27 protein-coding genes and 1 pseudogene are annotated in these 19,903 nt (G+C 56.4%); 16 read left to right on the top strand and 12 right to left on the bottom strand.

Annotated elements, in window-relative coordinates; genetic code table 11:
* Positions 1 to 86: 86 nt before the first annotated feature.
* The 4 genes from HDE80_RS03310 to HDE80_RS03295 form a co-directional block, all read right to left on the bottom strand.
* Positions 87 to 317, bottom strand: a complete 231-nt coding sequence (locus HDE80_RS03310; protein ID WP_221437410.1) for a hypothetical protein — start codon at positions 315 to 317, stop codon at positions 87 to 89.
* A gap of 71 nt (positions 318 to 388) precedes the next feature.
* On the bottom strand, positions 389 to 748 hold the full coding sequence (locus HDE80_RS03305; protein ID WP_184667884.1) for a response regulator: 360 nt from the start codon (positions 746 to 748) through the stop codon (positions 389 to 391).
* A 415-nt stretch (positions 749 to 1,163) separates the two neighbouring features.
* The gene (locus HDE80_RS03300) at positions 1,164 to 1,388 is read right to left on the bottom strand and encodes a hypothetical protein (RefSeq protein WP_184667882.1); all 225 of its coding nucleotides are present in this window, start codon (positions 1,386 to 1,388) and stop codon (positions 1,164 to 1,166) included.
* A 93-nt stretch (positions 1,389 to 1,481) separates the two neighbouring features.
* Positions 1,482 to 1,784: a DUF6582 domain-containing protein gene (locus HDE80_RS03295; protein WP_345776406.1), complete on the bottom strand. Its 303-nt coding sequence runs from the start codon at positions 1,782 to 1,784 to the stop codon at positions 1,482 to 1,484.
* Positions 1,785 to 1,978: 194 nt separating this feature from the next.
* On the opposite strand from HDE80_RS03295, the gene HDE80_RS03290 reads away from it, so the two are divergent.
* The 4 genes from HDE80_RS03290 (at position 1,979) to HDE80_RS03275 (ending at position 4,694) form a co-directional block, all read left to right on the top strand.
* Positions 1,979 to 2,245 carry a hypothetical protein gene (locus HDE80_RS03290; RefSeq protein WP_184603349.1) on the top strand — a complete coding sequence of 89 codons (267 nt, stop codon included), beginning with the start codon at positions 1,979 to 1,981 and terminating at the stop codon, positions 2,243 to 2,245.
* Positions 2,246 to 2,342: 97 nt separating this feature from the next.
* Positions 2,343 to 3,281, top strand: coding sequence for a cation diffusion facilitator family transporter (locus HDE80_RS03285; protein ID WP_184668805.1), 939 nt, complete (start codon positions 2,343 to 2,345; stop codon positions 3,279 to 3,281).
* A 97-nt stretch (positions 3,282 to 3,378) separates the two neighbouring features.
* Positions 3,379 to 4,014: an NAD(P)H-dependent oxidoreductase gene (locus HDE80_RS03280; RefSeq protein WP_184667878.1), complete on the top strand. Its 636-nt coding sequence runs from the start codon at positions 3,379 to 3,381 to the stop codon at positions 4,012 to 4,014.
* A 77-nt stretch (positions 4,015 to 4,091) separates the two neighbouring features.
* Entirely contained in the window at positions 4,092 to 4,694 is a 603-nt protein-coding gene (locus HDE80_RS03275) for a dihydrofolate reductase family protein (RefSeq protein WP_184667876.1), read from the top strand.
* A 97-nt stretch (positions 4,695 to 4,791) separates the two neighbouring features.
* On the opposite strand, the gene HDE80_RS03270 is transcribed toward HDE80_RS03275, so the two are convergent.
* The 3 genes and pseudogenes from HDE80_RS03270 to HDE80_RS22120 form a co-directional block, all read right to left on the bottom strand.
* Complete coding sequence (locus HDE80_RS03270; RefSeq protein ID WP_184667874.1) at positions 4,792 to 5,163, bottom strand: nuclear transport factor 2 family protein; 372 nt, start codon at positions 5,161 to 5,163, stop codon at positions 4,792 to 4,794.
* A gap of 158 nt (positions 5,164 to 5,321) precedes the next feature.
* Positions 5,322 to 5,531: pseudogene (locus tag HDE80_RS22125) on the bottom strand (H-NS family nucleoid-associated regulatory protein); the annotation flags it as partial.
* Between the two features lie 30 nt (positions 5,532 to 5,561).
* Positions 5,562 to 5,717 (bottom strand): hypothetical protein, encoded by a 156-nt coding sequence (locus HDE80_RS22120; protein ID WP_255483569.1) that lies wholly within the window; start codon positions 5,715 to 5,717, stop codon positions 5,562 to 5,564.
* Positions 5,718 to 6,233: 516 nt separating this feature from the next.
* Here HDE80_RS22120 and HDE80_RS03260 point away from each other — a divergent pair.
* From HDE80_RS03260 to HDE80_RS03245, 4 genes are all read left to right on the top strand, one after another.
* A complete protein-coding gene (locus tag HDE80_RS03260) occupies positions 6,234 to 6,497 on the top strand; it encodes a hypothetical protein (protein WP_184667872.1) in 264 nt (87 codons plus the stop codon).
* A 659-nt stretch (positions 6,498 to 7,156) separates the two neighbouring features.
* Positions 7,157 to 7,876 carry a Crp/Fnr family transcriptional regulator gene (locus HDE80_RS03255; protein WP_184667870.1) on the top strand — a complete coding sequence of 240 codons (720 nt, stop codon included), beginning with the start codon at positions 7,157 to 7,159 and terminating at the stop codon, positions 7,874 to 7,876.
* A gap of 149 nt (positions 7,877 to 8,025) precedes the next feature.
* Positions 8,026 to 9,303 (top strand): divalent metal cation transporter, encoded by a 1,278-nt coding sequence (locus HDE80_RS03250; protein ID WP_184667868.1) that lies wholly within the window; start codon positions 8,026 to 8,028, stop codon positions 9,301 to 9,303.
* 51 nt (positions 9,304 to 9,354) lie between these two features.
* Entirely contained in the window at positions 9,355 to 10,635 is a 1,281-nt protein-coding gene (locus HDE80_RS03245; RefSeq protein ID WP_184667866.1) for a carbohydrate porin, read from the top strand.
* Between the two features lie 244 nt (positions 10,636 to 10,879).
* Here HDE80_RS03245 and HDE80_RS03240 read toward each other — a convergent pair whose 3' ends face one another.
* From HDE80_RS03240 to HDE80_RS03230, 3 genes are all read right to left on the bottom strand, one after another.
* Entirely contained in the window at positions 10,880 to 11,221 is a 342-nt protein-coding gene (locus tag HDE80_RS03240) for an NAD(P)-binding domain-containing protein (protein ID WP_255483599.1), read from the bottom strand.
* Positions 11,222 to 11,269: 48 nt separating this feature from the next.
* Entirely contained in the window at positions 11,270 to 11,683 is a 414-nt protein-coding gene (locus tag HDE80_RS03235) for a GFA family protein (protein ID WP_184667865.1), read from the bottom strand.
* Between the two features lie 235 nt (positions 11,684 to 11,918).
* Positions 11,919 to 12,653: an SDR family oxidoreductase gene (locus tag HDE80_RS03230; RefSeq protein WP_184667863.1), complete on the bottom strand. Its 735-nt coding sequence runs from the start codon at positions 12,651 to 12,653 to the stop codon at positions 11,919 to 11,921.
* Positions 12,654 to 12,765: 112 nt separating this feature from the next.
* Between HDE80_RS03230 and HDE80_RS03225 the strand changes: the two genes are divergently transcribed.
* On the top strand, positions 12,766 to 13,128 hold the full coding sequence (locus HDE80_RS03225) for a helix-turn-helix domain-containing protein (RefSeq protein WP_184667861.1): 363 nt from the start codon (positions 12,766 to 12,768) through the stop codon (positions 13,126 to 13,128).
* Between the two features lie 717 nt (positions 13,129 to 13,845).
* Here the strand turns inward: HDE80_RS03225 and HDE80_RS03220 are convergent.
* Complete coding sequence (locus HDE80_RS03220; RefSeq protein WP_184602525.1) at positions 13,846 to 14,451, bottom strand: TetR/AcrR family transcriptional regulator; 606 nt, start codon at positions 14,449 to 14,451, stop codon at positions 13,846 to 13,848.
* Positions 14,452 to 14,579: 128 nt separating this feature from the next.
* On the opposite strand from HDE80_RS03220, the gene HDE80_RS03215 reads away from it, so the two are divergent.
* Together HDE80_RS03215 and HDE80_RS03210 are read left to right on the top strand one after the other, a co-directional pair.
* Positions 14,580 to 15,503: an NAD-dependent epimerase/dehydratase family protein gene (locus tag HDE80_RS03215; RefSeq protein ID WP_184667859.1), complete on the top strand. Its 924-nt coding sequence runs from the start codon at positions 14,580 to 14,582 to the stop codon at positions 15,501 to 15,503.
* Between the two features lie 2 nt (positions 15,504 to 15,505).
* Positions 15,506 to 15,853: a DoxX family protein gene (locus tag HDE80_RS03210; protein ID WP_184667856.1), complete on the top strand. Its 348-nt coding sequence runs from the start codon at positions 15,506 to 15,508 to the stop codon at positions 15,851 to 15,853.
* 170 nt (positions 15,854 to 16,023) lie between these two features.
* On the opposite strand, the gene HDE80_RS03205 is transcribed toward HDE80_RS03210, so the two are convergent.
* Positions 16,024 to 16,467 carry a MarR family transcriptional regulator gene (locus HDE80_RS03205; protein ID WP_184602522.1) on the bottom strand — a complete coding sequence of 148 codons (444 nt, stop codon included), beginning with the start codon at positions 16,465 to 16,467 and terminating at the stop codon, positions 16,024 to 16,026.
* Positions 16,468 to 16,807: 340 nt separating this feature from the next.
* Here HDE80_RS03205 and HDE80_RS03200 point away from each other — a divergent pair, with 340 nt between their 5' ends.
* The 5 genes from HDE80_RS03200 to HDE80_RS03185 all read left to right on the top strand — a co-directional run.
* On the top strand, positions 16,808 to 17,116 hold the full coding sequence (locus HDE80_RS03200; RefSeq protein ID WP_184667854.1) for a hypothetical protein: 309 nt from the start codon (positions 16,808 to 16,810) through the stop codon (positions 17,114 to 17,116).
* Between the two features lie 96 nt (positions 17,117 to 17,212).
* The gene (locus HDE80_RS03195; RefSeq protein WP_184667852.1) at positions 17,213 to 18,079 is read left to right on the top strand and encodes an NmrA/HSCARG family protein; all 867 of its coding nucleotides are present in this window, start codon (positions 17,213 to 17,215) and stop codon (positions 18,077 to 18,079) included.
* Between the two features lie 102 nt (positions 18,080 to 18,181).
* Complete coding sequence (locus HDE80_RS03190) at positions 18,182 to 18,682, top strand: SRPBCC domain-containing protein (RefSeq protein WP_184667850.1); 501 nt, start codon at positions 18,182 to 18,184, stop codon at positions 18,680 to 18,682.
* Between the two features lie 221 nt (positions 18,683 to 18,903).
* A complete protein-coding gene (locus HDE80_RS22115; protein ID WP_255483616.1) occupies positions 18,904 to 19,587 on the top strand; it encodes a hypothetical protein in 684 nt (227 codons plus the stop codon).
* Positions 19,521 to 19,903 (top strand): transposase (locus HDE80_RS03185; RefSeq protein WP_255483598.1); only part of this gene is annotated, 383 nt, incomplete at its 3' end. The genes HDE80_RS22115 and HDE80_RS03185, both read left to right, overlap by 67 nt.

The raw sequence follows: 19,903 nt of genomic DNA, 5'->3' as shown, positions 1-19,903 counted from the left end.
TTACTGCCGGCGTCGCCCTCGCTTCAACCAAACGGTGGCTGCCCTTTGTCCATGAGGCAGGATCGCATCGAACTAGCGATCACGATTCATCCGTCGAATTTGACCACGTCCTTGAAGATCAGTTGACCCCAGCTATTTCCGCGCGCCTGCACAAGCAGTCCGCCTTCCGAAAGGCTGCCAAGTTGGATCGGTGCGAAACCGAGACTTTCCGCAAGCGCTCCAATCTCCGCTGCGTCGCCGTCATCGTCGCTGGCCAGGAACACGACTCTCCTGCCGCCATGGTCAGCCGGATCTTGCTCAAGGACGGCCGCGGCCAAATGGTTGAAGCCCTTGACCAGTCTTGCACCAGTGAACGCCTGCGCGACGACCTTGGAAGAAGGTTGTCCCCTCAGTTCATCTGACTAGCTCGAGCGATGGCATCTAGCAGATCATGGCTATCGAACGGTTTTATGAGCAATGGCATCGCTCGTATTCGAGGCGAATCAATATTCGCCAGCGTCAGTCCTGTGATCGGAACGAAGGGGATACTTAGTTCTTCCAATAATTCGATCAATGGCAATGCTTGATCGCCAGCGAGATCAATATCCACGACCGCGCAATCGCAGAGTGTTTCTTTGACCAGAGCCATCCCGTCAAGCAAATTGTTGGCGGTGCCGACGATCGTACCGCCCTTTTGCTTCAAGACATCCGCCAGAAGGTTTCGGATCGCGACATCGTCTTCCACAATGACAAGGCGTATAAGTTCCATAGTGTATTCCCCAGCAACCTATTGGCCCCATCATACGCCCGTCCAGATTCGAGACCTTGCAGAGTTAGGAGGCCTGGTGTGCTTTGTGAACTTCAGTCGACGTCACGACTGACATAAAGATCCCAACACCTCGGGCATAGCCGCGAAGTGACCTCCCACACGTGCAAGTCGTTCAGGCGAATCACTGTAGGTGCGAATCGGATTGGTCCGGCGATCTTCTTCGGCTCGAGCCCGCGTGGTGCGACTTCCAGAAAGACACGTCCGGACTCTCATTACGCCGAAAGCTATACAACGAGTACGGCATGCCTTCAAAAACCTTTCAGCGCCGACCGGCTTCTGGCGGCAAACGACGAGCCAGGCGTGCTACTGAGATGGATCGTTTGATATCTTCTCAGCTGCTCGAGTCGACGCATGTCTAAGCGACGCCTTTTGCCCGGTGGTCGAACATGCGCCATTGACCGTCAACGCCCTCGACGGTGATCAGAGAGTCATTGCCCTGTTGATGCGCCTTCAGAGCAGAGCTGACTGCAAACCGAAGTGCGTCATGGCGGCTTTTGAATTCTGGATTACCATCATTGCTCACCTCCACAGACCATTCGCCGCTATGCAACGGCGCATACGGAATATCGAAGATGATCATAAATACCCATAGGCGGTTGGATCATCTGAAGCGTGGCCTTATTGCCGTGACTACACTGTAAAAGTCGACGACGGCTCGTAGCCAACTTTTGTGTCAGCCTTTGCTCATCTCGTGACGACTCTTTTCGCTGAGTTCGACGCCGTACTTCTTCGCAGCTGCCTGGATGCGTTTCCATGCCTCATCTTTTTCTTCAGCGCTTGCGCCTTCGACTTGGTTAAAACGCGCGACGGCATTGCGCACATGCGCGGCGTCTTCAAGAGGTTCCTTGCGCTGTCTGGGAAACGCGAAGTGACTCTCTGTTAGGTCGTCGCGTTTTTCCGTGTCGATTTTTGCCATGTCGTTTCTCTTTTCATGCTGATTATTGGAATTTCGCAGTGGAGATGGAGTTTTCACCATCAAAGCCTACTCAAGAGCGACTTTGACCGAGAAACTACTGTGGCCCTCACGCATGCATTTCTTGCGTGAAGTGGTTGCTACGTTGTGTGAGGGACTTCCAGCGAGGCTTGATGCAAACGCGGTCTGAAGCTGAAAATTCTCAGGCTGTTCACGTCGATGAAAGCATCGTGCGAGAGAACATAAGGAGGCCTTGCATGCTGCAACTCAATCCGCCCCTACCGATGAACACACCCAAAGGCGAAGGATTTGCCCACATCCTTATCGACTATGGCCCGGAATCTGATCTCTATTGGACTGTTTTGATCACGGCGACAGGTGAGATATGGACGTTTGCCAATCGTCATGTGCGCGCGTCAAAGAACATCACACTGGGGCGAACAGATCCTGCCATGCCTCAGGCGTATGGCTCCGACCCCGTTCCGATGCGTCCCCGTGGCGTAGAGAACCAGGAACGATCATGAGCCTTCAGGCGGTGATGCCTTTCATCATGCATCTGACATGACGAGATTGAAGCACCAACTACAGGCCTGACGCTTGCCTACCACCGGTTCGCGCAAAGTGGTCTACGTTGCCCTCGCCGGTAATCTGATGATCGCCATCGCCAAGTTTGTGGCGGCAGGGATATCCGGCAGCTCGGCAATGCTTAGCGAAGGGGTGCATTCCCTGGTCGATACCGTCAACGAACTGTTGCTTCTGTACGGCTTGCACCGCGCGCAGATGCCGCCGGATCGCACGCATCCATTCGGTCACGGTCGTGAGCTGTATTTCTGGAGTTTCATCGTCGCGTTGCTGGTACTTGCACTGGGTGCAGGTGCATCGCTCTACGAGGGAGTGATGCACATACGCCAGCCTGAGCCCATTACTCACCCGTCATTGAATTACGGCGTAATTGCCGTGTCGCTGCTTTTTGAAGGAAGTTCCTGGTATGTGGCACTCCGCGAGTTTCGTTTGCACAAGGGGCGAATGGGTTACTTCGAAGCCTTTCGTCGGAGCAAAGACCCCAGCACGTTCACCGTGCTGCTGGAAGATAGCGCGGCATTGCTCGGCCTGATCGTAGCCTTGGCAGGTCTTGCCGGCGCGCAACTGCTCAACCTGCCCGTGCTCGACGGTGTGGCATCGATCGGCATTGCATGCGTGCTCGCTGTTTCAGCTTCGCTGCTGGCGCGTGAGACCAAGGGGCTGTTGATCGGTGAAGCCGCGCATCCGGTGGTAGCCGATTCCATTCTTGCGATTGCCGCGGGCGATGCCGATGTGCGCTGTGCCAACGGCGTAATGACCGTGCAGATGGGGCCAAACCAGGTGGTAGCTGCACTCAGTGCCGAGTTCGAGGACGCGTTGACCACGCCGCAGATCGAGGACTGCATCAACCGTATCGAGAGGCAGGCCAAGATCGCACATCCGGAAATCACCTCTCTTTTCGTCAAGCCCCAGACTGCACAAACCTGGCGTGAGCGGCGCGACGCGATCGAACACAATTCAGATAACGCGGAATCCTAGATTTGCTGACAGTAGTCTGCGTCTACGTTTCATCATCCCACGACGCCTCCCTCCCTAATCTCGATTTCCCTTAGTCAGCTGCAAGGGCAAATGGATCATGGACAAGAAGGGCTCGAAAGAATCCAAGTCACTCACCGCATTCGGAATGAACTGCACGCTAAAGCAAGGGCCGGAGGAGTCTTCCACCCAGAAGCTGTTGGACCAGATTCTGCACGCACTGACTCCGTACGGTGTAGGGGTATCCCATGCCCGCGTTGCGGATTACGTCGTCAAACCTGGCGTCAAGGCTGACGAGGGTAGTGGCGATGAGTGGCCCGCTCTGCGCAGCAAGGTGCTCGATGCGAACATTCTTGTCCTCGCCTCACCGATCTGGATGGGTCAACCTTCCAGCGTGGCCAAGCGCGTGTTGGAGCGGATGGACGCCTTTCTCGATGAGATCGACAAGCAAGGTCGCTACCCCACGTTCGGCCGTGTCGCCATCGTCGCCGTCGTTGGCAATGAAGACGGCGCACACCATGTCACAGCCGAACTCTACCAGGCACTCGCCGATGTCGGCTTTACCATTCCGGGTGGCAGCTCTGCATACTGGGTCGGTGAAGCCATGGGCAGTGTCAATTACAAAGATCTGGCTCGCACGCCACCCAAACTCGCCAGTACGATCAAGACATTGGCATGTAATGCGGCGCACCTCGCGGCACTATTGAAAAATAGTCCCTACCCAGCGCCTGGTTGATCGCAGTACGCCGCCCTCTCAAAAATACATTACTGACAGCCTCCCAGCCATGCTAAGTATCGAGAGGATCCTCCGAGATGCGCAAACTGATCTTGCAAATGCAGGTGTCCGTCGACGGCTATGTCGGACAGGCCGGTCGTGAGCCCGGCTGGCAGCTCTGGGACTGGGGTGACAAATGCCCTTGGGACGAGAAGCTTCGGGCGGAATTCAATCGATTTTTCGAGGAGGCCGACACCATCCTTCTCAGCCGCAAGATTGTGGAAGGTGGCTACATCGATCATTGGTCCGAAACAGCCCGCAAGCATCCGAGAGCTGCGACGTTCGCGTTCGCACAGCGCATCATGGATGCGCGGAAAATAATCTTCTCAAATATCCTGAAAGCCTCGCCTTGGCCGGAGGCAGAACTTGCTTACAAACCCCTCGTCGAGGAAGTCGACTACCTCAAGGCCCAGCCGGGCAAGAATATCGTCGCCTTTGGGGGAGCGGGTTTTGCCTCTTCACTGATCACCGCGGATCTGATCGATGAATTTCAGTTTTATACCAATCCGATCGCACTGCATGAGGGCATCTCGATCTTCGCGAAGAAGAGTGTCGATCAGGATTTTGAACTGATCGGCAGCAACCCATACGCCTGCGGCATGGTGGTAACGAAGTATGTTCCACGTGGATGCGTCCGATAGTCGGCTTCGCCTTCTCGACAAATTCGTTGGCTCCTGGAATTTCGAAAGTTGGTTTGACCAACTAAGGCGTCATCTTCTGCCTTCACCATCACTTTGGTCAGACGAATTTGCCGGCAGCAGCGTCATGCGGAATTGACCACCCGAAATACACCTCCACGCCCGTAATTTTGCCGTGTTTCACGGTCAACAATTCGGTGTTCCTGAAGCGCTTTCCATCCGTCATGCGACTCTCGTAGATCACGAAAGCCCGCTCTCCATTCACCACGAGGTGCTGTAGATCAATCGCAGCGGTATTGTTGCTGTTTGGCCAACACCGATTGAAATAGGTCTGCCTGTCGATTCTGTTGTCTAGCGGACTGGTGAAGTAAAAGTCCTCACTGATGAGCGACTCAATCGTCGGTCTGTCCTTGTCGGGATAGCTCTTGAAGTAAGAGCGAACGATTCTCGCGATTTCTTCTTGCCTGTTCATCATCTCCTGTCCTTTCGATGGTTTGAGACCCAGTACGAAATTCTGGGGCACGTCAGGATACGAGCAGTGTTTGATGGGAGGTGGATCAAAATTCGACAAAAATCGCCGTGCGAACTGGCTCAATTTTGGATGAAACTCAACGGCAATTTTTTACCTCGTTAGCTCTTTGATATCTTGGCTTTCTTCACTGAAGTTTTGGCTACCTTTGCGGCTCTTGGTGCGCGGGTAATCAAAAGACTTTCAGTAGTGACACCACGGCGTTTCAATGCCGCCACAAACCAGAGTGGCTGACGGCCACGGCCGGACCAGTTCCGAGAAGGATCTGATGGGTTCCGGTATTTGGCTGCAACGGTTCTTTTCGTGCCGGCCGTTTTTTTTCTGCCACGCGTTGGGTAGACCTAAATTAATGTCAGGCCACTGATAGTCAGCAATGCATCAACCTTTTTCCGAACATCCTGGATCAGATTCACGCGCGCCTCTTTCATCCTTGATTGCGCTTCGGCGATGACAGCCTGCAGTTCTTTCGGCGAGAGATTTTTTAAATTGACTGCCATGGACGTGCCTGATATTGGGACTTTAACGAGTCTATGCCGAGTTATGCCATGGACAAAATGTGATTGTTTCTGGCGAAGCAATCCTTTAAGTCGAAATCACTCATTTCAAAATAGCGCTGCGTCCAGTAGCCGAGACAAGCGTCGCAACCACATCGTCCTTTACAAGACGGGCGTAAGCAAGACTCTATACAGATGCAGGGAGCCCGCAGCGGTTCAAACCAAAGTCGGGCTAACAGATTAGGCGTAAACCATCCCTCCGTTTTTGGATAGCGTCGAAAACCTTCCTGGGTAGGTTTGCCCATTGAACACCGTCCATCAGCGCATCTGAAATAAGTGAGAACTACCGAAGTTATTTAAAAAGCCATGGTCATCTACGGGTGTGTAAGCTCGATCCTTGTCCAACTGAAAATTAATGATGGTCAGTTTTCTCCTCTTTAGACGACTCGTCACGCGATATTCCCTTGTGTCAGCTCATAGTGAAAACAAGTGACTTTGGCGTGATTGAGGATTACAAAAATGAACGAGCTAGAAACTTATTCCCGGCCGATACAAAGCATGGGAAACAACGTGGATAGAGCTCTGGATGACAAAGGGAAGAAGCCTTCTCAATTCGAAGTTACGCCGGATATATCTCGTAAACATGACGCCGAGGTTCTTGTTGATAAGCCTGTGGCGGTTCCTTCAAATCCCCGTTCCGATGGCACCAAAAATATTCCTTTGGTTGATAGCTCATCTACCAAACATCACCCTTTGTGCCATGCGAAGAAGGAGGCGGACTGACTGACATCAGCATTCTTGAGTACTTGGCGATGAGGATATCTTCGCAGTCCCGTGTCATCACAAGGCAAACATCAACGCAGCTTTTTTGCGCTCGTTTGAAGCGATGCTGCGGACCATCATCGGAGCCGACTTTAAAGACCAGCACCTCCAGGGATTTACCAGTCTGTTAAACAGACCAAAGACCGGAAGTGGCGTCGATGATTGAGAAACAACCATCACAAACGTAGCACCTAACGTTTTAAAATTGTGTGGAAACGTCAGATGTTTCGTACTTCATGGTCTTAGCGGAAACGAATCGTAGAACACTCACTTTCCGGCGAAGCAACTCGAAGGCTGGAAGTCCGTTTTCCCCTTCGCACTGTCTGTTTTGGCCAAGCAGGAAGCCAGTGTCGGCATCGTAATATTCCGCACTCGTTCGTTCTTCAGTTGTCATGACGGAAAGCCCAGGCTCAGCGCTGAAGGGTTCAGCAGACTGTGACGATATGGTGTCCTTCCGTTTTGGATGGGTCTGTGCGCTGCCGTACGAAGCGACAGATTTCTTGGTACTTCGAGGAGTCCAGAGTATCCCCAAACCTTGAAGTGCCTATACTCAAGTTGGCTGGTCCCGCCAGGGTGCTGTTATCAGCAGGCAGGCTTCCAGCAGATACTAGAGGTGGCGCATGGCTCAGAGTGATGATCCGAAGCATAACCAACTACTCAGCAGCCTTCCCAAGGACGAATATGCCCGTTGGTTGCCACACTTAGAGCCCTTGGATTTGCCGCTGGGTAAAGTGCTCTACGAGTCCGGAAGCAACTTGTCCCATGTCTACTTTCCGACCTCATCCATCATCTCTTTGTTGTACGTGATGGAGGACGGTGCGTCGGCTGAGATTGCCGTGGTCGGCAATGAAGGCATCGTGGGCATTTCTTTGTTTATGGGAGGCAGGTCCACACCAAGCCGGGCCGTTGTGCAAAGCGCAGGACGGGGATACCGGCTGGCTGCTGCTATGTTGATGGAGGAATTTAATCGGTCCGGCCCAGTCATGCACTTGTTGCTTCGCTATACCCAAGCCTTGATTACACAAATGTCCCAAACGGCGGTTTGCAACCGTCACCATTCGTTGGATCAGCAACTTTGCCGGTGGCTGCTTTTGAGCCTGGACAGGCTTCACTCGAAAGAGTTGGTCATGACCCAGGAGCTGATTGCCAACATGTTGGGCGTACGACGCGAAGGGGTGACAGAAGCCGCAGGCCGTTTACAGAAAGCAGGACTTATCCAATATCGGCGAGGCCATATCGTGGTTCTGGATCGTGGCGGTTTAGAAGAACGTTCTTGTGAATGCTATGCCGTCGTCAAGAAGGAATACGATCGCCTGCTCTTACCAGGTGGAATCACTTAGCGTTGATGAATTTTGTTTTATAGGAATGCGAATTGACCATGAGATTGGAGTTGGAGCTTACTCGTAGCCGAGAGCGTCACCTTCTTAACGGGAGACATTTACGCCACGCCTGCGCTTGATGCGTAAACACATTGATAGAGGGCGCCTGCTTGAACGACTTATCGTCCGCGAAATCCAAGCCCTCCCTGCTGCGAAAATTGAGTGCGGGTCTGATCACGGGAGCAGCGGACGATGATCCGAGCGGGATTGCCACTTACTCGCAAGTAGGTGCGGCCTATGGCTATGCCACGATCTGGAGCCTCTTTCTTGCGATGCCGCTGATGATCGCGATCCAGACGATCAGCGCGCGAATTGGTTGCGCCACGGGCAAGGGGCTGTCCAGCAGCATGCGTAAGTACTATCCACGTCCATGGGTTTATGGACTGGTGTTCTCTGTGCTGGTAGCCAACGTGATCAACCTGGCTGCCGACATCGGTGCCATGGGAGCCGCGCTGAAACTGCTGATCGGAGGCCCCGCGGTGTTGTATGCGGCAGGTTTCGCAATCGTGTCTCTGCTGCTGCAGATGTATGTCCCGTTTTCCCGGTATTCGCCCATCCTCAAAGTTCTGACACTCAGTCTTTTCGCCTACGTGGCGACGGTATTCGTCATCCACGTTCCTTGGGGTGAAGTGGTGAAAGGCATTGTCGTGCCCAAGGCGCGGCTCAATGCCAAGTACGCCGTCGCTATCGTTGCCGTGCTCGGTACGACCATCAGCCCCTACCTTTTCTTCTGGCAAGCGGCTCAGGAGGCCGAGGAAATCCGCGATGATGGCGATCGCCGGCCATTGAAAGCGGATCCATCGCAGGGACCTGAACAGATCGAACGGATTACCGTCGACACGACGATCGGGATGGTGTTCTCGAACATCGTAGCCATTTTCATCATCTTGACGGCGGCCGTCGTTCTGCATGCGCACGGAAAGACAAATATTCAGTCAGCGTCGGACGCCGCCGAAGCACTGCGCCCCCTCGCTGGACGATTTGCCTTTGGGCTGTTTGCCGCAGGCATTATTGGCACAGGTCTACTTGCCGTGCCCGTACTTGCTGGATCGACCGCCTTCGCGGCAGCAGGTGCGCTGGGATACCGCAGCGGACTTGAGTACAAACCGCATGAAGCCAAATTCTTCTATGGCGTACTCGTCTTCGCCAGCCTTGTGGGGATCGTGCTCAATTTCACTCCCGTCGATCCCATCAAGGCGCTCTATTGGTGTGCGGTAATCAATGGTGTCGCCGCGGTACCCATGATGATCATGATCATGCTGTTGGCCATGAATAAAAAAGTGATGGGAAAATTCACCCTCAACACATCGCTCAAAGTATGGGGGTGGATCGCTACGGGAGTGATGACAGCCGCCGCTGTCGTGATGTTCGCCACCTGGGGTCAATGAGTGAATCGATGCGCAACAATTATTGTTGCGACAATTGTTGTGTCTGTGAGCATGAGTGACGCCATCGCCGACGACGTCCAGTACTTTGTGCCGCAATTGCTCGGCGCGCAGTACACGTTCATCACGCAGATCCAAAACAGCTTGCACTCTCCCTACGAGGGCCCTCTCAGCCTAAATCCGCGAGGAGACCATGCACGTTCCCACACATTCGGAACCTATTTCGGGCTACCCATGACGTCGCGCCTTTCTGCTTATTTGGATATAGAAATGTTCCGGGGCGAAGCTGTCAGCCACAGCACTGGGCTGGCCGGTTTGACCAACGGCGATGTGATCCGCGGTGGTGGCGGCACGCTCGGGCGTGATGCTTACGTCGCGCGTGCCTTCCTTACGTACGACATCCCATTGGGCGACAAAACGACGAAGGTCAAACGAAAGATGGATCAATTGCCGGGCGATCAGGTTGACGATCGCCTGAGCTTCAAGTTCGGGCTCATGGCTGTAAACGACGACTTCGATCAAAGCCGCTATGGCAATTCGACGCGAACCCAGTTCATGAACTGGAGCTTGTTTAACAGTCCAGCTTGGGATTTTGCCGCTGACACGCGTGGTTACACCGTCGGCGGGCTCGTGACTTACGTTGTCGGCCCGTGGACTTGGCGTTACGGCGTGTATCAGATGCCTACGCAGGCCAACGGGCCAAACCTGGAAGGCCCCATCGGCCGGGCAAATGGCCAGAACGCTCAAGTGACTTGGCAGCACGATCCCGAAAGCAGCAGCGTGTGGCTGCTCGTATTTCAAAACAAGGCACGGATGGGCATTTATGAAGATGCTTTGCTTGAAGCTAAAGAAACGGGCAGTGTTCCCGACATTCGCGCAGATGATCAAAACGGTCGATATAAATATGGAGCGGCAGCGGGCGTTGATGTTCCACTCGCTGACGATGGAGACACTGGTTTGTTCGGACGTGTCGCGTGGAACGACGGGAAGACAGAGTCATTCGCGTTCACCGAAGCGGATCGTAGCGCCAGCATTGGCGCACAGCTCGCCGGAGCAAAGTGGGAGCGTCCCAAGGATCGAATCGCCATTGCGTTTGCAGTGAACGGGCTTTCGCCGGAACACCGAAACTACCTGGCAGCAGGCGGATCAGGCTTCACGTTGGGGGATGGGCGGTTGAACTACGCCACGGAGCAGATCGGGGAGGCGTACTACGATCTTGCCGTCACGTCGTTTGCATTCGTGACGGCAGATATCCAGCTTGTTCACAGCCCCGGATACAACCGGGACCGCGGACCAGCCCGGGTTGTGGGATTGCGTGTTCATTTGGAGTACTGATCGATGAAGGCGACGGAACGGATCACCGGTTAAACCTTTCCGAGCAACAGGAGAAAAGCGGACGTGCCGATTGACCGAGCACAACCTCCTCAAGATGCATCGAAAGTTGGCAGAGCTGCATCTGGTTAAAGCTCCGTCAGATTGGTCAGAAGCAGTTGAGCAGTCGGCAAGAGAAGAGCGGAGCGATTAGTGGCAGCAGAGTGGTCAGAACCAGCGGCGTAGGCAGAATTTGCCAGCGCGGCGGTCAGTAATTTCCAGCGCCGTGGTCAGTTCCATGCAGTACTTCCAGTTTTCCCTTCCAGGTCGGCAGCGCCTTCGCGACATCCTGGTGCGATTCGAAACGGACGGCTAAAAAGACGATGTCCGCCTTGACCGCTTCCGCCAGTTTTTTGGGAATGATCTCGGGTCCGATCGCGGCCGCAGCGGATGCAAAGCTTTCCGGGTCGCGCGTGGTTGCAACGAATACGTCGATGCCATTGCGGGCAAACGCCTTGGCCAGGGCCTGGCCGATCTTGCCGAAGCCGATAATTGCGTAGCTCATAAACTTCTCCATTCCTCGGATCGGATCGTGTCCGATCGACTTCATTGCTTTCACTGTTGGTTCCGCGCATCGCACGTACGCGTTCAACCCAGTTCAAAGGAGGCGCGTGTCGGCCGGCGCATGCTTAAGGTCGTCGTGACGGCCGTCGTTATATTTCAACGATTTGACGAGTTGGTCGGCGTCTTGCTCGATACCGTCCAGCGTGGCGATAGCCACGGCGTAGAACGTACCTCCGTTTCCTTCTGCGAAGGTGCGGACACCGCAGGTCTTGCAGAAGCGATAGTGAAGGTGGGCCTCGGATTTGCCGGGCGGAATCCACGTGTAATCGGACAGCTGGTCTTCGCCCTTTTCGACTTTAAAATCTTCAGGCCCCACGATCGCGAACCAAAAACGCGACTTGGTGCAAATCGAGCAATTGCAGCGCGTCGTTCCTTCATCGAAGTCAATCTTGGCCTCAAAGGCGACCGCACCGCAGTGACACGAGCCGTGGAAGGTTTTCTTCGCCATCGTGTTTCCTTGGTCCGCTTTGAGTAGAGAGTCGCAAAGCCCCCTTTCGGAGCCCTACCGGCATCGAGATTCGCTGAAAGGTTGGGACTGGAGGGCCGGCAGATTAATCTTGGATAGAAGTCTGCCGGGCTCACGTACCGTATGACGTACGGCGTGAACGGAGTGAAAGTCTTTCCGCTTATTTTACTGAGCCCTACGACGCTCCGAATCGCATGGAGCGCCTGGGCTTAACACGTCAGAGTTGCGCCAGGCCGCCGTCGACGGCGACCTCGCTGGCGGTCATGAAGCTGCTGTCCGACGACGCGAGAAAGGCGGCCACCGCTCCGATCTCCGCTGGATCGGCCATGCGCTGAAGCGGAGTCATCGAGGCGTAGACCTTCTGGCCTTCCTCGCCCAGCGCTTCCTTCGCGAGTTCGGTCGCCGTCGCCCCGGGCGACAGCACGTTGACCCGGATGCCGCTGCCTTTCAGGTCCTCCGCCCAGGTCCGCGCGAGGTTGCGCACGGCTGCCTTGCTCGCGCTGTAGGCGCTCATTCCCGGCGCGCCCGTGGTGCCGGCGCTCGATCCGGTCAGGATGATCGAACCGCCTTGGCCCATCAACGGCAGCGCCTTCTGGACCGTGAAGATCGTACCCTTCACGTTGGTGTCGAAGGTTTCGTCGATGTGCTCGGCGGTGATCTTGCCGAGCGCAAGCTGGCTTCCCGCACCGGCATTGGCGAAGACGATGTCGAGGGTTCCGCGTTCGGCCTTCACTGCCGCGTAGAGTCGGTCGAGGTCGCCCAGATCGGAGACCGAGCCCTTCACCGCGCGGGCATTAGGTCCGAGGTCGGCCACAGCGGCGTCGAGCGCTTCCTGCCGGCGGCCGAAGATGAAGACGAACGCGCCTTCCTCGATGAAGCGCTTTGCTGCGGCGCGGCCGATGCCGGTAGCGCCACCGGTGATCACGGCGGTCTTTCCATTCAGTCTGTTCATGACGTGCATCCTTGTTTGGAGTTGTACGGAAGCAGGGAACTGCTTGCTTGAGGACAAGTATGCGGACTGATAACCTAAGGGCAAGTATGCACCTTTTGGTAAGTATCAAATAATGACGACGTCTTCTGAAACCTGCGATCCCGGCTGCGGGCTCAACGCCACGCTCCGCATCATCGCGGGCAAGTGGAAACCGCTGGTCCTGTTTTTCCTGCGTGACGGCCCGAAGCGCTACGGCGAGCTCAAGCGCCTGATCCCGGGCGTCAGCGACAAGGTGTTGATCCAGACATTGAAGGACCTACAGGCCGATAATGTGCTGGCCCGGACCGACTACAAGGAGGTGCCACCGCGCGTGGACTACGCATTGACCTCGCTCGGTCGCAGCCTGGCTGACGCGATCATTCCGCTGTGCACCTGGGGAACCGAGAACATGGAGGAAATGGCAGGCATCTTCGCCAAGCGCGAGATGTTGCCCTAGCAGAATCCTGAAAAAACGGGGACACAGGGGTCAGAGTGTGCTTTTTGAGGTCGCTACCTTGGAAAGTCGACTCTGACCCCGGTTTGCCAGATCTGAGAGGCTGCTTTTATGGATGTGAATAACCCTGGCGTGTATCGAATGGTGCTGGTAATCGGGTTTGTTTTGGGTCTGATCGGGACAATGAATACCTACAGGCGTGCCTCGTTCACTGCACAGGGGACGATCGTATCGTCCAAGTCGATTTGCCTAAACGGGCACCAAGCTCGGTGCTCCAGTACCTACGTTTTGGTAAAGGATGGGGGCGTTTTCGAGACATTTGTAGCGGAGCCTGCTGAGTACTCTTTGCCGAAGCGGCTACCGGTGGGCACACGAGTCGATAAGAAGAAGTGGCGTCTGACTTACTCAATAAACGGCGTGGAAGGAGGGTGGTACTCAGCGGCTTCTAGCGCCGGACTGATCGCCTTCGGCGTCTTCATGATGATCTACGCAGCTTCAAAGAGTGCCGCCTGGCGGACCGATGGAAAAGGTGGCCGCTTGTAAAGGAAACAGGGGGCAGAGTGGAGTTCTTTGAGGGCGATGGTGGAAAATCGACTCTGCCCTCGGTTTCGAACAGCATTCGCCAGTGAAACGGACCACAGCCAGCAGCCAAACGGCACTTCCTCGCCAACGCGCAGTTGCGCTCCACAGACAGCGGCTCGACACCCTATGCGGCGCTAATTAGCGAAGTGCAGCCGCCACCGCCTCGTCAATCTGCAGCGCAAAGCGTGCTTCAACATCGGGCACCGTGAAGCCAATTGACAGTTCCAGATACGCGTCGCCCAGCACCAAATTAATGAATGTCGCTGCCCGCAATGCAGCCGTTGATTCGTCGAATCGCTTTCGCAAAATTTGTGCGGAGTAGGCACGCACGACCTTTGCACCATTCTCGTAAAACACTTGGCCAAGTTTCGGAAGACGCTCGGCCTCAGCAACGATGGCCCGATAAAGCCGCAGATAATCCGGCGTAATAAGGCTTCGTGCCAGCATCCATCCCAATTCGCGCAACTCGACCTCGGGTGCGCCATCGGTTTGCTCGCCCTGAGTGCTGGCAAGCAGCGCGCCCACTTGAGCGCACATCTCGCTGACCAGACCGACGAAGAGCGCCTCCTTCGACTTGAAGTGGCGGTAGACCGTCTGTTTGCCGACGCCAGCGGCCGAGGCGACATCGTCCATCGTTGCCAAGGCAAAACCCTCGCGTAAGAAAACGGTTTTCGCGCCGTCGAGGATGGCGAACCGCTTACGGCGTTGCAGCGGACTCAGGTCGGGGAGAGAAGGAGTGTCCATGCGAGATAAATAGCAGATCGTCGAATTGTTGACAAGACTGACCAGTCTCGTTTAGATTGGTCGTAACGAGACCAATAAGTCTCGTCTGTGAGGCTTGTCGGCGTCACAGCCAATCATTGGAGAACGCTTTGAAACTATTCATTACAGGTGCTACTGGCTTCATCGGGCAGGCGGTCGCGCGCAAGGCCATCAATCTCGGCCATCAGGTGACGGCGCTGGTGCGCCAGGACGGATCGGCAGCGGCCAGCGCGCTGGCACGTCTCGGTGTGACACTGCACATCGGCGACCTGCGTGAGCCACAGTCTTTCGCTGCGACGGCCGGCGCCGCTGATGGCGTGGTGCACGCCGCGTCGACCAACGATGCTTCCGCCGCGATTGCTGATCAGGCTGCGGCTGTAGCGATGCTTTCGCATCTGCATCCCGGTGCGGCGTTTGTCTATACGTCAGGCATCTGGGTCTATGGTGATACGGAGGGGAAACCCGCCACGGAAGCGTCGGCGCTAAATCCGACACCACTCATCGCCTGGCGGCCCGCCGTGGAGCAAGAGGTGCTGGCGCTAGCAGCACGGCGCTCAATAGCCGCGGTCGTCCTCAGGCCGGCGATGGTGCACGGCTACGGTGGCGGTGTCTTCGGCATGTTTGCCGGCATGGCTCGTCAGACCGGTAGTGTGAGAGTCGTCGGTGATGGTCGTAACCACTGGCCCGCTGTTCACGTCGATGATCTCGCCGCGGCTTACCTGAGCGCGGTGGAGCGGGCGGCAAGCGGGGACAGTCGAGTTACGGGACAGATCTTCAATGTGGTCGCCGAAGATGCCGTTGCCGTTGCCGACATGGGTGAAGCGATTCGGGCTTCGATCGGCGCCGATCGCGTCGAACCCTGGCCGCTCGATGATGCGCGCCAATCGCTTGGACCGTTCGCTGACGCACTGGCGCTCGACCAGACAGTAAGCGGCCAGCATGCCCGCGGAGTTCTTGCGTGGAAACCCCATGGCCCTGGTCTGATCGTGGACCTCTTGGCATCAAACCACTTTCAACAAATCAACGGAGCATGACGATGGCGTGGAACAGTGCGTCTTTCGAATCGATCCTCGCGATGATCGTAGCGGCTCTGTTCGCGGTTGCCGGGGTGGTCAATCTCGCAAGACCCGGCGCGGTGAAGCGAGACTTCGCACGCTGGGGTTATCCGGCATGGTTTCAGTGGCTCTGTGGCGCTCTCGAGTTGCTCAGTGCGGCACTTCTTCTCGGACAACAAACCCGAGTCTTCGGCCTCACGCTGACCGGTGCGATCATGCTGGGCGCGCTCTTCACGCTGCTACGTAACCGCGAGCCGTTCGGGCATCTCGCCCCGGCGCTGGTCTTCTCGGCTCTCATTGTGGTTACTGTAACGGTCCGCTTTTTGTAGCGATGACTGGCCTTTGGCGATGAACTGCCCATTGGTCAGATGAATGGCAAAGCTGGCCAGTTCATTTGTCTGGCAAAACGGAAGTCAGAGTGGCGTTCTTTGAGAGCGATGTTGGAAACTCGACTCTGACTCCGGTTTCGCTATCCCTTGTGCGGGGCGGGTTCACGTTTTCAGGGCGTGCGCGTTTCCTCAAGAGCGGCGGCAAGCTCCATGAGATCCCGCCGCAACCGCGATACTCTCGATTTGCCAAGCTTCGCGATAGCAATGGAGTGCAGTTCCTGTCTCACCTCCGCACACGCCGCGTGTAAGGCAACCCCGCGCTTCGTCAGGCGCACGATCTTGGCGCGTGTGTCGGTGGAGTCGGGCGCCTGCTCGACATAGCCGCGTGCCTCCAGTTCCCGAACCAGCTGACTCATCGCCTGTTTGGTGATTCCGGCTCGCTGCGCCAGGGTGCTGGGACGGGCGCCGGTCGCATCCAGCAGTGGCATGAGGCTCGCGAAGGCGGGCGTCATGCCGTTGAACCCGCGACTAGCAACCTTGGCCATCATGGTGCCGCTCATGGCGCGGACGGCGCGACCCAGGGCCGGTGGGATGTCGTCTTCCTTTTTTTCCATTGAGTTACTCACAAGCGCTTACGTCGTCCGAGCGAGAATAATTAGTAAAGACTCTTGACCATATCGTCAAAGTACTTTACCTTCTTTAGTCAAGGTGATTTACCAAGTCGCAAGACTCGGTGGCAGAGCCGCGAGCTCAGCGGCAGGCTGCCGCTCGCCTCAGGCGGTTACTTGATAGTACGCAACTTTGCCGCGCCGTTCACTTCTAGGCGCAGGGCCAACCCGGCTGATTCTCAACAACATCGGAGAAAAACATGAGTGTTTTACTCGCGGGCGCCACCGGCAACGTCGGCTCGGTTGCCTCGCTCGCCATCCCCAGCCTAAATGGCGAGACGACCCAATGAAAATCATACGCCATCGATACACGGTGAAGCCTGACTACGTTGCGCAGAACAGGCAAAACCTCGATGAGCTCATCGCAGCGCTGACGGCGGCTTCGGTGCCAGGCCTTTCCTATCGGGTATTCCTTGAAGAGGACGGGCAAACCTTTCTTCACCTGGTGACCTCTCAAGACGATCCGTCTGCAGTCATCACCGGCCTTCCATCGTTCAAGACGTTTCAATCGGAATTGTTAGCGAGCGACCCTGTCGTAAAGCCAGACCAAGTGGGCATGTCGCTCGTGGCGACCAGTGGAGATTCGTATGGGTAGGCGCCTGCTCGGTCACTGTCTTCAGTCTTCTGATCGGAGATCTCTGGCGGTATTCCGGCACGCCTTCCCCGGCACACGCAAGAAGGTATGAAAACTATGTCTAATGAAAACGTGGTGCTTGTTACTGGTGGAACCGGCAGTCAGGGCGGTGCGACTGTCACTCATTTGTTGGCGGCGAAAAAGGTTCGAGTGAGGGTTCTGACGCGGAACTTGGAATCGCCGAAGGCCAAGAGCCTGGCCGCGCGTGGCGTGGAGCTGGTCAAGGGTGACTTCGACGACGTGGCTTCGCTTAGGACAGCGTTGGCAGGCGTCTCCGCTGCGTTTTCGGTGCAGCAATGGACGGAAAAGGGTGGAACCGCGGCGGAGGAGCTACACGGGAAGCGGTTTGCCGATGCGGTGAAGGCATCGGGCAGCCCACATCTCGTCTACTCGTCGGCGGAGGGGGTCGAACGGAACAGCGGCCTCGGCCACTACGAGAGCAAATGGGCGATTGAGCAACACATCCGTGATCTAAAACTCCCGGCGACGATTCTGCGTCCGGTCGGGTTCATGGATGCGTTTGGCGTCCCAGCGATGCAGCGCGGAATGTTCCTCGGAATATTCAGAGCGAACTTTGGAGTTTCACTCCCCGTCCAATTCGTGGCGACCTACGACATCGGTTGGTTTGCCGCGCGCGCGCTCGAAGAGCCAGAGCGCTACGCCGGGCGCGTTATCCCGCTCGCCGGGGACGAGTTGAGCATCGGCGACATAATCAAGACCTTCAAGACCGTCACTGGGCGCAAGCCCTGGGTGGCGCCGATTCCCGCCTTTTTGGCCAAGAGGGCGATGCCGAAGGAGTTCTTGGATATGTTCACGTGGATTCGCGAAAAGGGCTTCAAAGCGAACATTGCCGAAGTGCGGCAAGAATACCCGCAGCTACTGACATTTGCCGGTTGGGTAAAGAAATACTCTGACGAACACTGACCGACGGTCGTGTTTTAGGCCTGCCGCGCGACAGCGCATGACCATCACGGCAGCTAGCACGGGCTTTCGCGCATTAATATGTTTCAACGTTGGGAGGAGACTTTGACGAAGCCCGCACAAACTCCAGATCCGCGTATCACTTGGCCCGCCGAGCACGCACCCGCGTCGGCGATGGTGTTCGCGCAAAATATCGTCGATATTGCGGCTTCTCCTGAAACGGTCTGGTCGCAGCTCGTCGATTGCGTTGCGTGGCCGCAGTGGTACAAGCATTGCTCGGACGTCTCCATGCTCCGCGGAGGCTCGCGATTGAACCCCGAATCGAAGTTTCGATTTAAGACGCTAGGCTTTTATTTTGAGCCTGAAATCGTCACGTTCGAACCGCATCGAATGCTCGTTTGGTCGGCGAAGGGGCCCGCTGGAACGAGCGGCTCACACGCTTGGTACATCGAGCCGAGTCCGCGCGGCTGTCGCGTCATTACAGAAGAGTCACAGATCGGCTTGTTTCTTTTCTTTCTGCGTGCGCGCACGCGCGACCGGCTTCTTGCGTCGCACGAAGAATGGCTTCGTTCTCTAAAGGAACGTGCGGAGGCTCGTAGAGATTAGACCCTACCGACGAGGACGCTGCTGAAAAAGGCGTTCGCATTAGGCCAGCCGTAATCCACGGCTACCAGCCACCGCAATCGGGGTCAGGTTCGAATGGCACTTACTTAAGCGCTCCATTCCGGTGAAATTCGTGGCAAGCGGTTGATTTGAAAGAGTGGCTGGCGGCCGGGCAAACTGTTGGTCCGACCCAAACAGACGGCCCACAAAGGCCGCCAGCCGCCATGCACACTAATTGCCGATCGCGTCGGCCGCAACGTTGCTGGATCCGGCAACGCTCGCGGGCCATCCACGCCTACGACTTCTTCAACGCGCTGACCGATCCTGATCTGCTGGACGTCGTCGACCAGCAGTTGCCCGCGCATCGTGAGCGACTGTTTCCGCCGACAACCACGTTATCGTTGTTCATGGCGCAGACCTTGAACGCGGACGCGTCGTGCCAAGCGACGATGGATCGCCACGTCGTGGAGCGGATCGCCAACGATCTACCCCCGTGCAGCACGGCCACGGGTGCGTATTGCAAGGCGCGACAGCGCCTGCCGTTGACCATGGTGCATTCGTTGTTGCAACACACAGGTCACGGGCTCATGGACCGAGGCGCCAACGCCTGGCGATGGCAAGGGCGTGCCGTGAAGCTGGTGGACGGTACGACTATCACGATGGCCGATACCGCCGACAACCAATGGCGTTATCCACAACCGCGCACTCAGCAGCCTGGTCTGGGGTTTCCTGTTGCTCGGGTAGTCGCCTTGCTGTGCCTGGGCACTGGCGCCGTACTGGATACCGCGCTGGGGCCGCAGGGGCAGGAAAGGAGGGAAGTGAGCACGCGTTATTCCACGCCCTGCTGCCCAACATCACCGAAGGCGACATCCTGCTCGCTGATCGTTATTACTGCTCCTACGTCATGATCGCTCTGCTGCAGGCGCGCGGTGCCGATGTCGTGTTCCAGCAACACCACCGACGGCATACCGACTTTCGTCGGGGCCGACAGATCGGCACGTATCACGTGGTGGTGTGGAACAAGCCCGTTCTCAAACCGCACTGGCTCAGTCAGGAAGACTTTGATGAGTTGCCCGAAACCATGCAGCTTCGCGAAGCCCGCGTCGGTTCCAAAGTGCTGGTCAGCACCGTGCTGTCACCCACTCAGGTCAGTGCACAAGGTTTGAAAGCATTGTACGCACAGCGCTGGAACGTCGAACTGGATTTACGCAACATCAAGACCAC

This window comes from Rhodanobacter sp. A1T4 (assembly GCF_014207185.1).
GTDB lineage: Bacteria > Pseudomonadota > Gammaproteobacteria > Xanthomonadales > Rhodanobacteraceae > Rhodanobacter.
Note: the sequence above shows the minus strand (reverse complement) of the source record. Positions and strands in the feature narration are given on the sequence as shown.

Bases quoted from the DNA above. Each gene is read 5' to 3' on its own strand.
- HDE80_RS03235 (WP_184667865.1), bottom strand. From the start codon at position 11,683: ATGGCGAAGAAAACCTTCCACGGCTCGTGTCACTGCGGTGCGGTCGCC.
- HDE80_RS03290 (WP_184603349.1), top strand. From the start codon at position 1,979: ATGCTGCAACTCAATCCGCCCCTACCGATGAACACACCCAAAGGCGAA.
- HDE80_RS03200 (WP_184667854.1), top strand. From the start codon at position 16,808: ATGAAAATCATACGCCATCGATACACGGTGAAGCCTGACTACGTTGCG.
- HDE80_RS03245 (WP_184667866.1), top strand. From the start codon at position 9,355: ATGAGTGACGCCATCGCCGACGACGTCCAGTACTTTGTGCCGCAATTG.
- HDE80_RS03305 (WP_184667884.1), bottom strand. From the start codon at position 748: ATGGAACTTATACGCCTTGTCATTGTGGAAGACGATGTCGCGATCCGA.
- HDE80_RS03205 (WP_184602522.1), bottom strand. From the start codon at position 16,467: ATGGAAAAAAAGGAAGACGACATCCCACCGGCCCTGGGTCGCGCCGTC.
- HDE80_RS03275 (WP_184667876.1), top strand. From the start codon at position 4,092: ATGCGCAAACTGATCTTGCAAATGCAGGTGTCCGTCGACGGCTATGTC.
- HDE80_RS03220 (WP_184602525.1), bottom strand. From the start codon at position 14,451: ATGGACACTCCTTCTCTCCCCGACCTGAGTCCGCTGCAACGCCGTAAG.
- HDE80_RS03240 (WP_255483599.1), bottom strand. From the start codon at position 11,221: ATGAAGTCGATCGGACACGATCCGATCCGAGGAATGGAGAAGTTTATG.
- HDE80_RS03280 (WP_184667878.1), top strand. From the start codon at position 3,379: ATGGACAAGAAGGGCTCGAAAGAATCCAAGTCACTCACCGCATTCGGA.
- HDE80_RS03230 (WP_184667863.1), bottom strand. From the start codon at position 12,653: ATGAACAGACTGAATGGAAAGACCGCCGTGATCACCGGTGGCGCTACC.
- HDE80_RS03300 (WP_184667882.1), bottom strand. From the start codon at position 1,388: ATGATCATCTTCGATATTCCGTATGCGCCGTTGCATAGCGGCGAATGG.
- HDE80_RS03225 (WP_184667861.1), top strand. From the start codon at position 12,766: ATGACGACGTCTTCTGAAACCTGCGATCCCGGCTGCGGGCTCAACGCC.
- HDE80_RS03270 (WP_184667874.1), bottom strand. From the start codon at position 5,163: ATGAACAGGCAAGAAGAAATCGCGAGAATCGTTCGCTCTTACTTCAAG.
- HDE80_RS03195 (WP_184667852.1), top strand. From the start codon at position 17,213: ATGTCTAATGAAAACGTGGTGCTTGTTACTGGTGGAACCGGCAGTCAG.
- HDE80_RS03210 (WP_184667856.1), top strand. From the start codon at position 15,506: ATGGCGTGGAACAGTGCGTCTTTCGAATCGATCCTCGCGATGATCGTA.
- HDE80_RS03260 (WP_184667872.1), top strand. From the start codon at position 6,234: ATGAACGAGCTAGAAACTTATTCCCGGCCGATACAAAGCATGGGAAAC.
- HDE80_RS22115 (WP_255483616.1), top strand. From the start codon at position 18,904: ATGCACACTAATTGCCGATCGCGTCGGCCGCAACGTTGCTGGATCCGG.
- HDE80_RS03255 (WP_184667870.1), top strand. From the start codon at position 7,157: ATGGCTCAGAGTGATGATCCGAAGCATAACCAACTACTCAGCAGCCTT.
- HDE80_RS22120 (WP_255483569.1), bottom strand. From the start codon at position 5,717: ATGGCAGTCAATTTAAAAAATCTCTCGCCGAAAGAACTGCAGGCTGTC.
- HDE80_RS03295 (WP_345776406.1), bottom strand. From the start codon at position 1,784: ATGGTGAAAACTCCATCTCCACTGCGAAATTCCAATAATCAGCATGAA.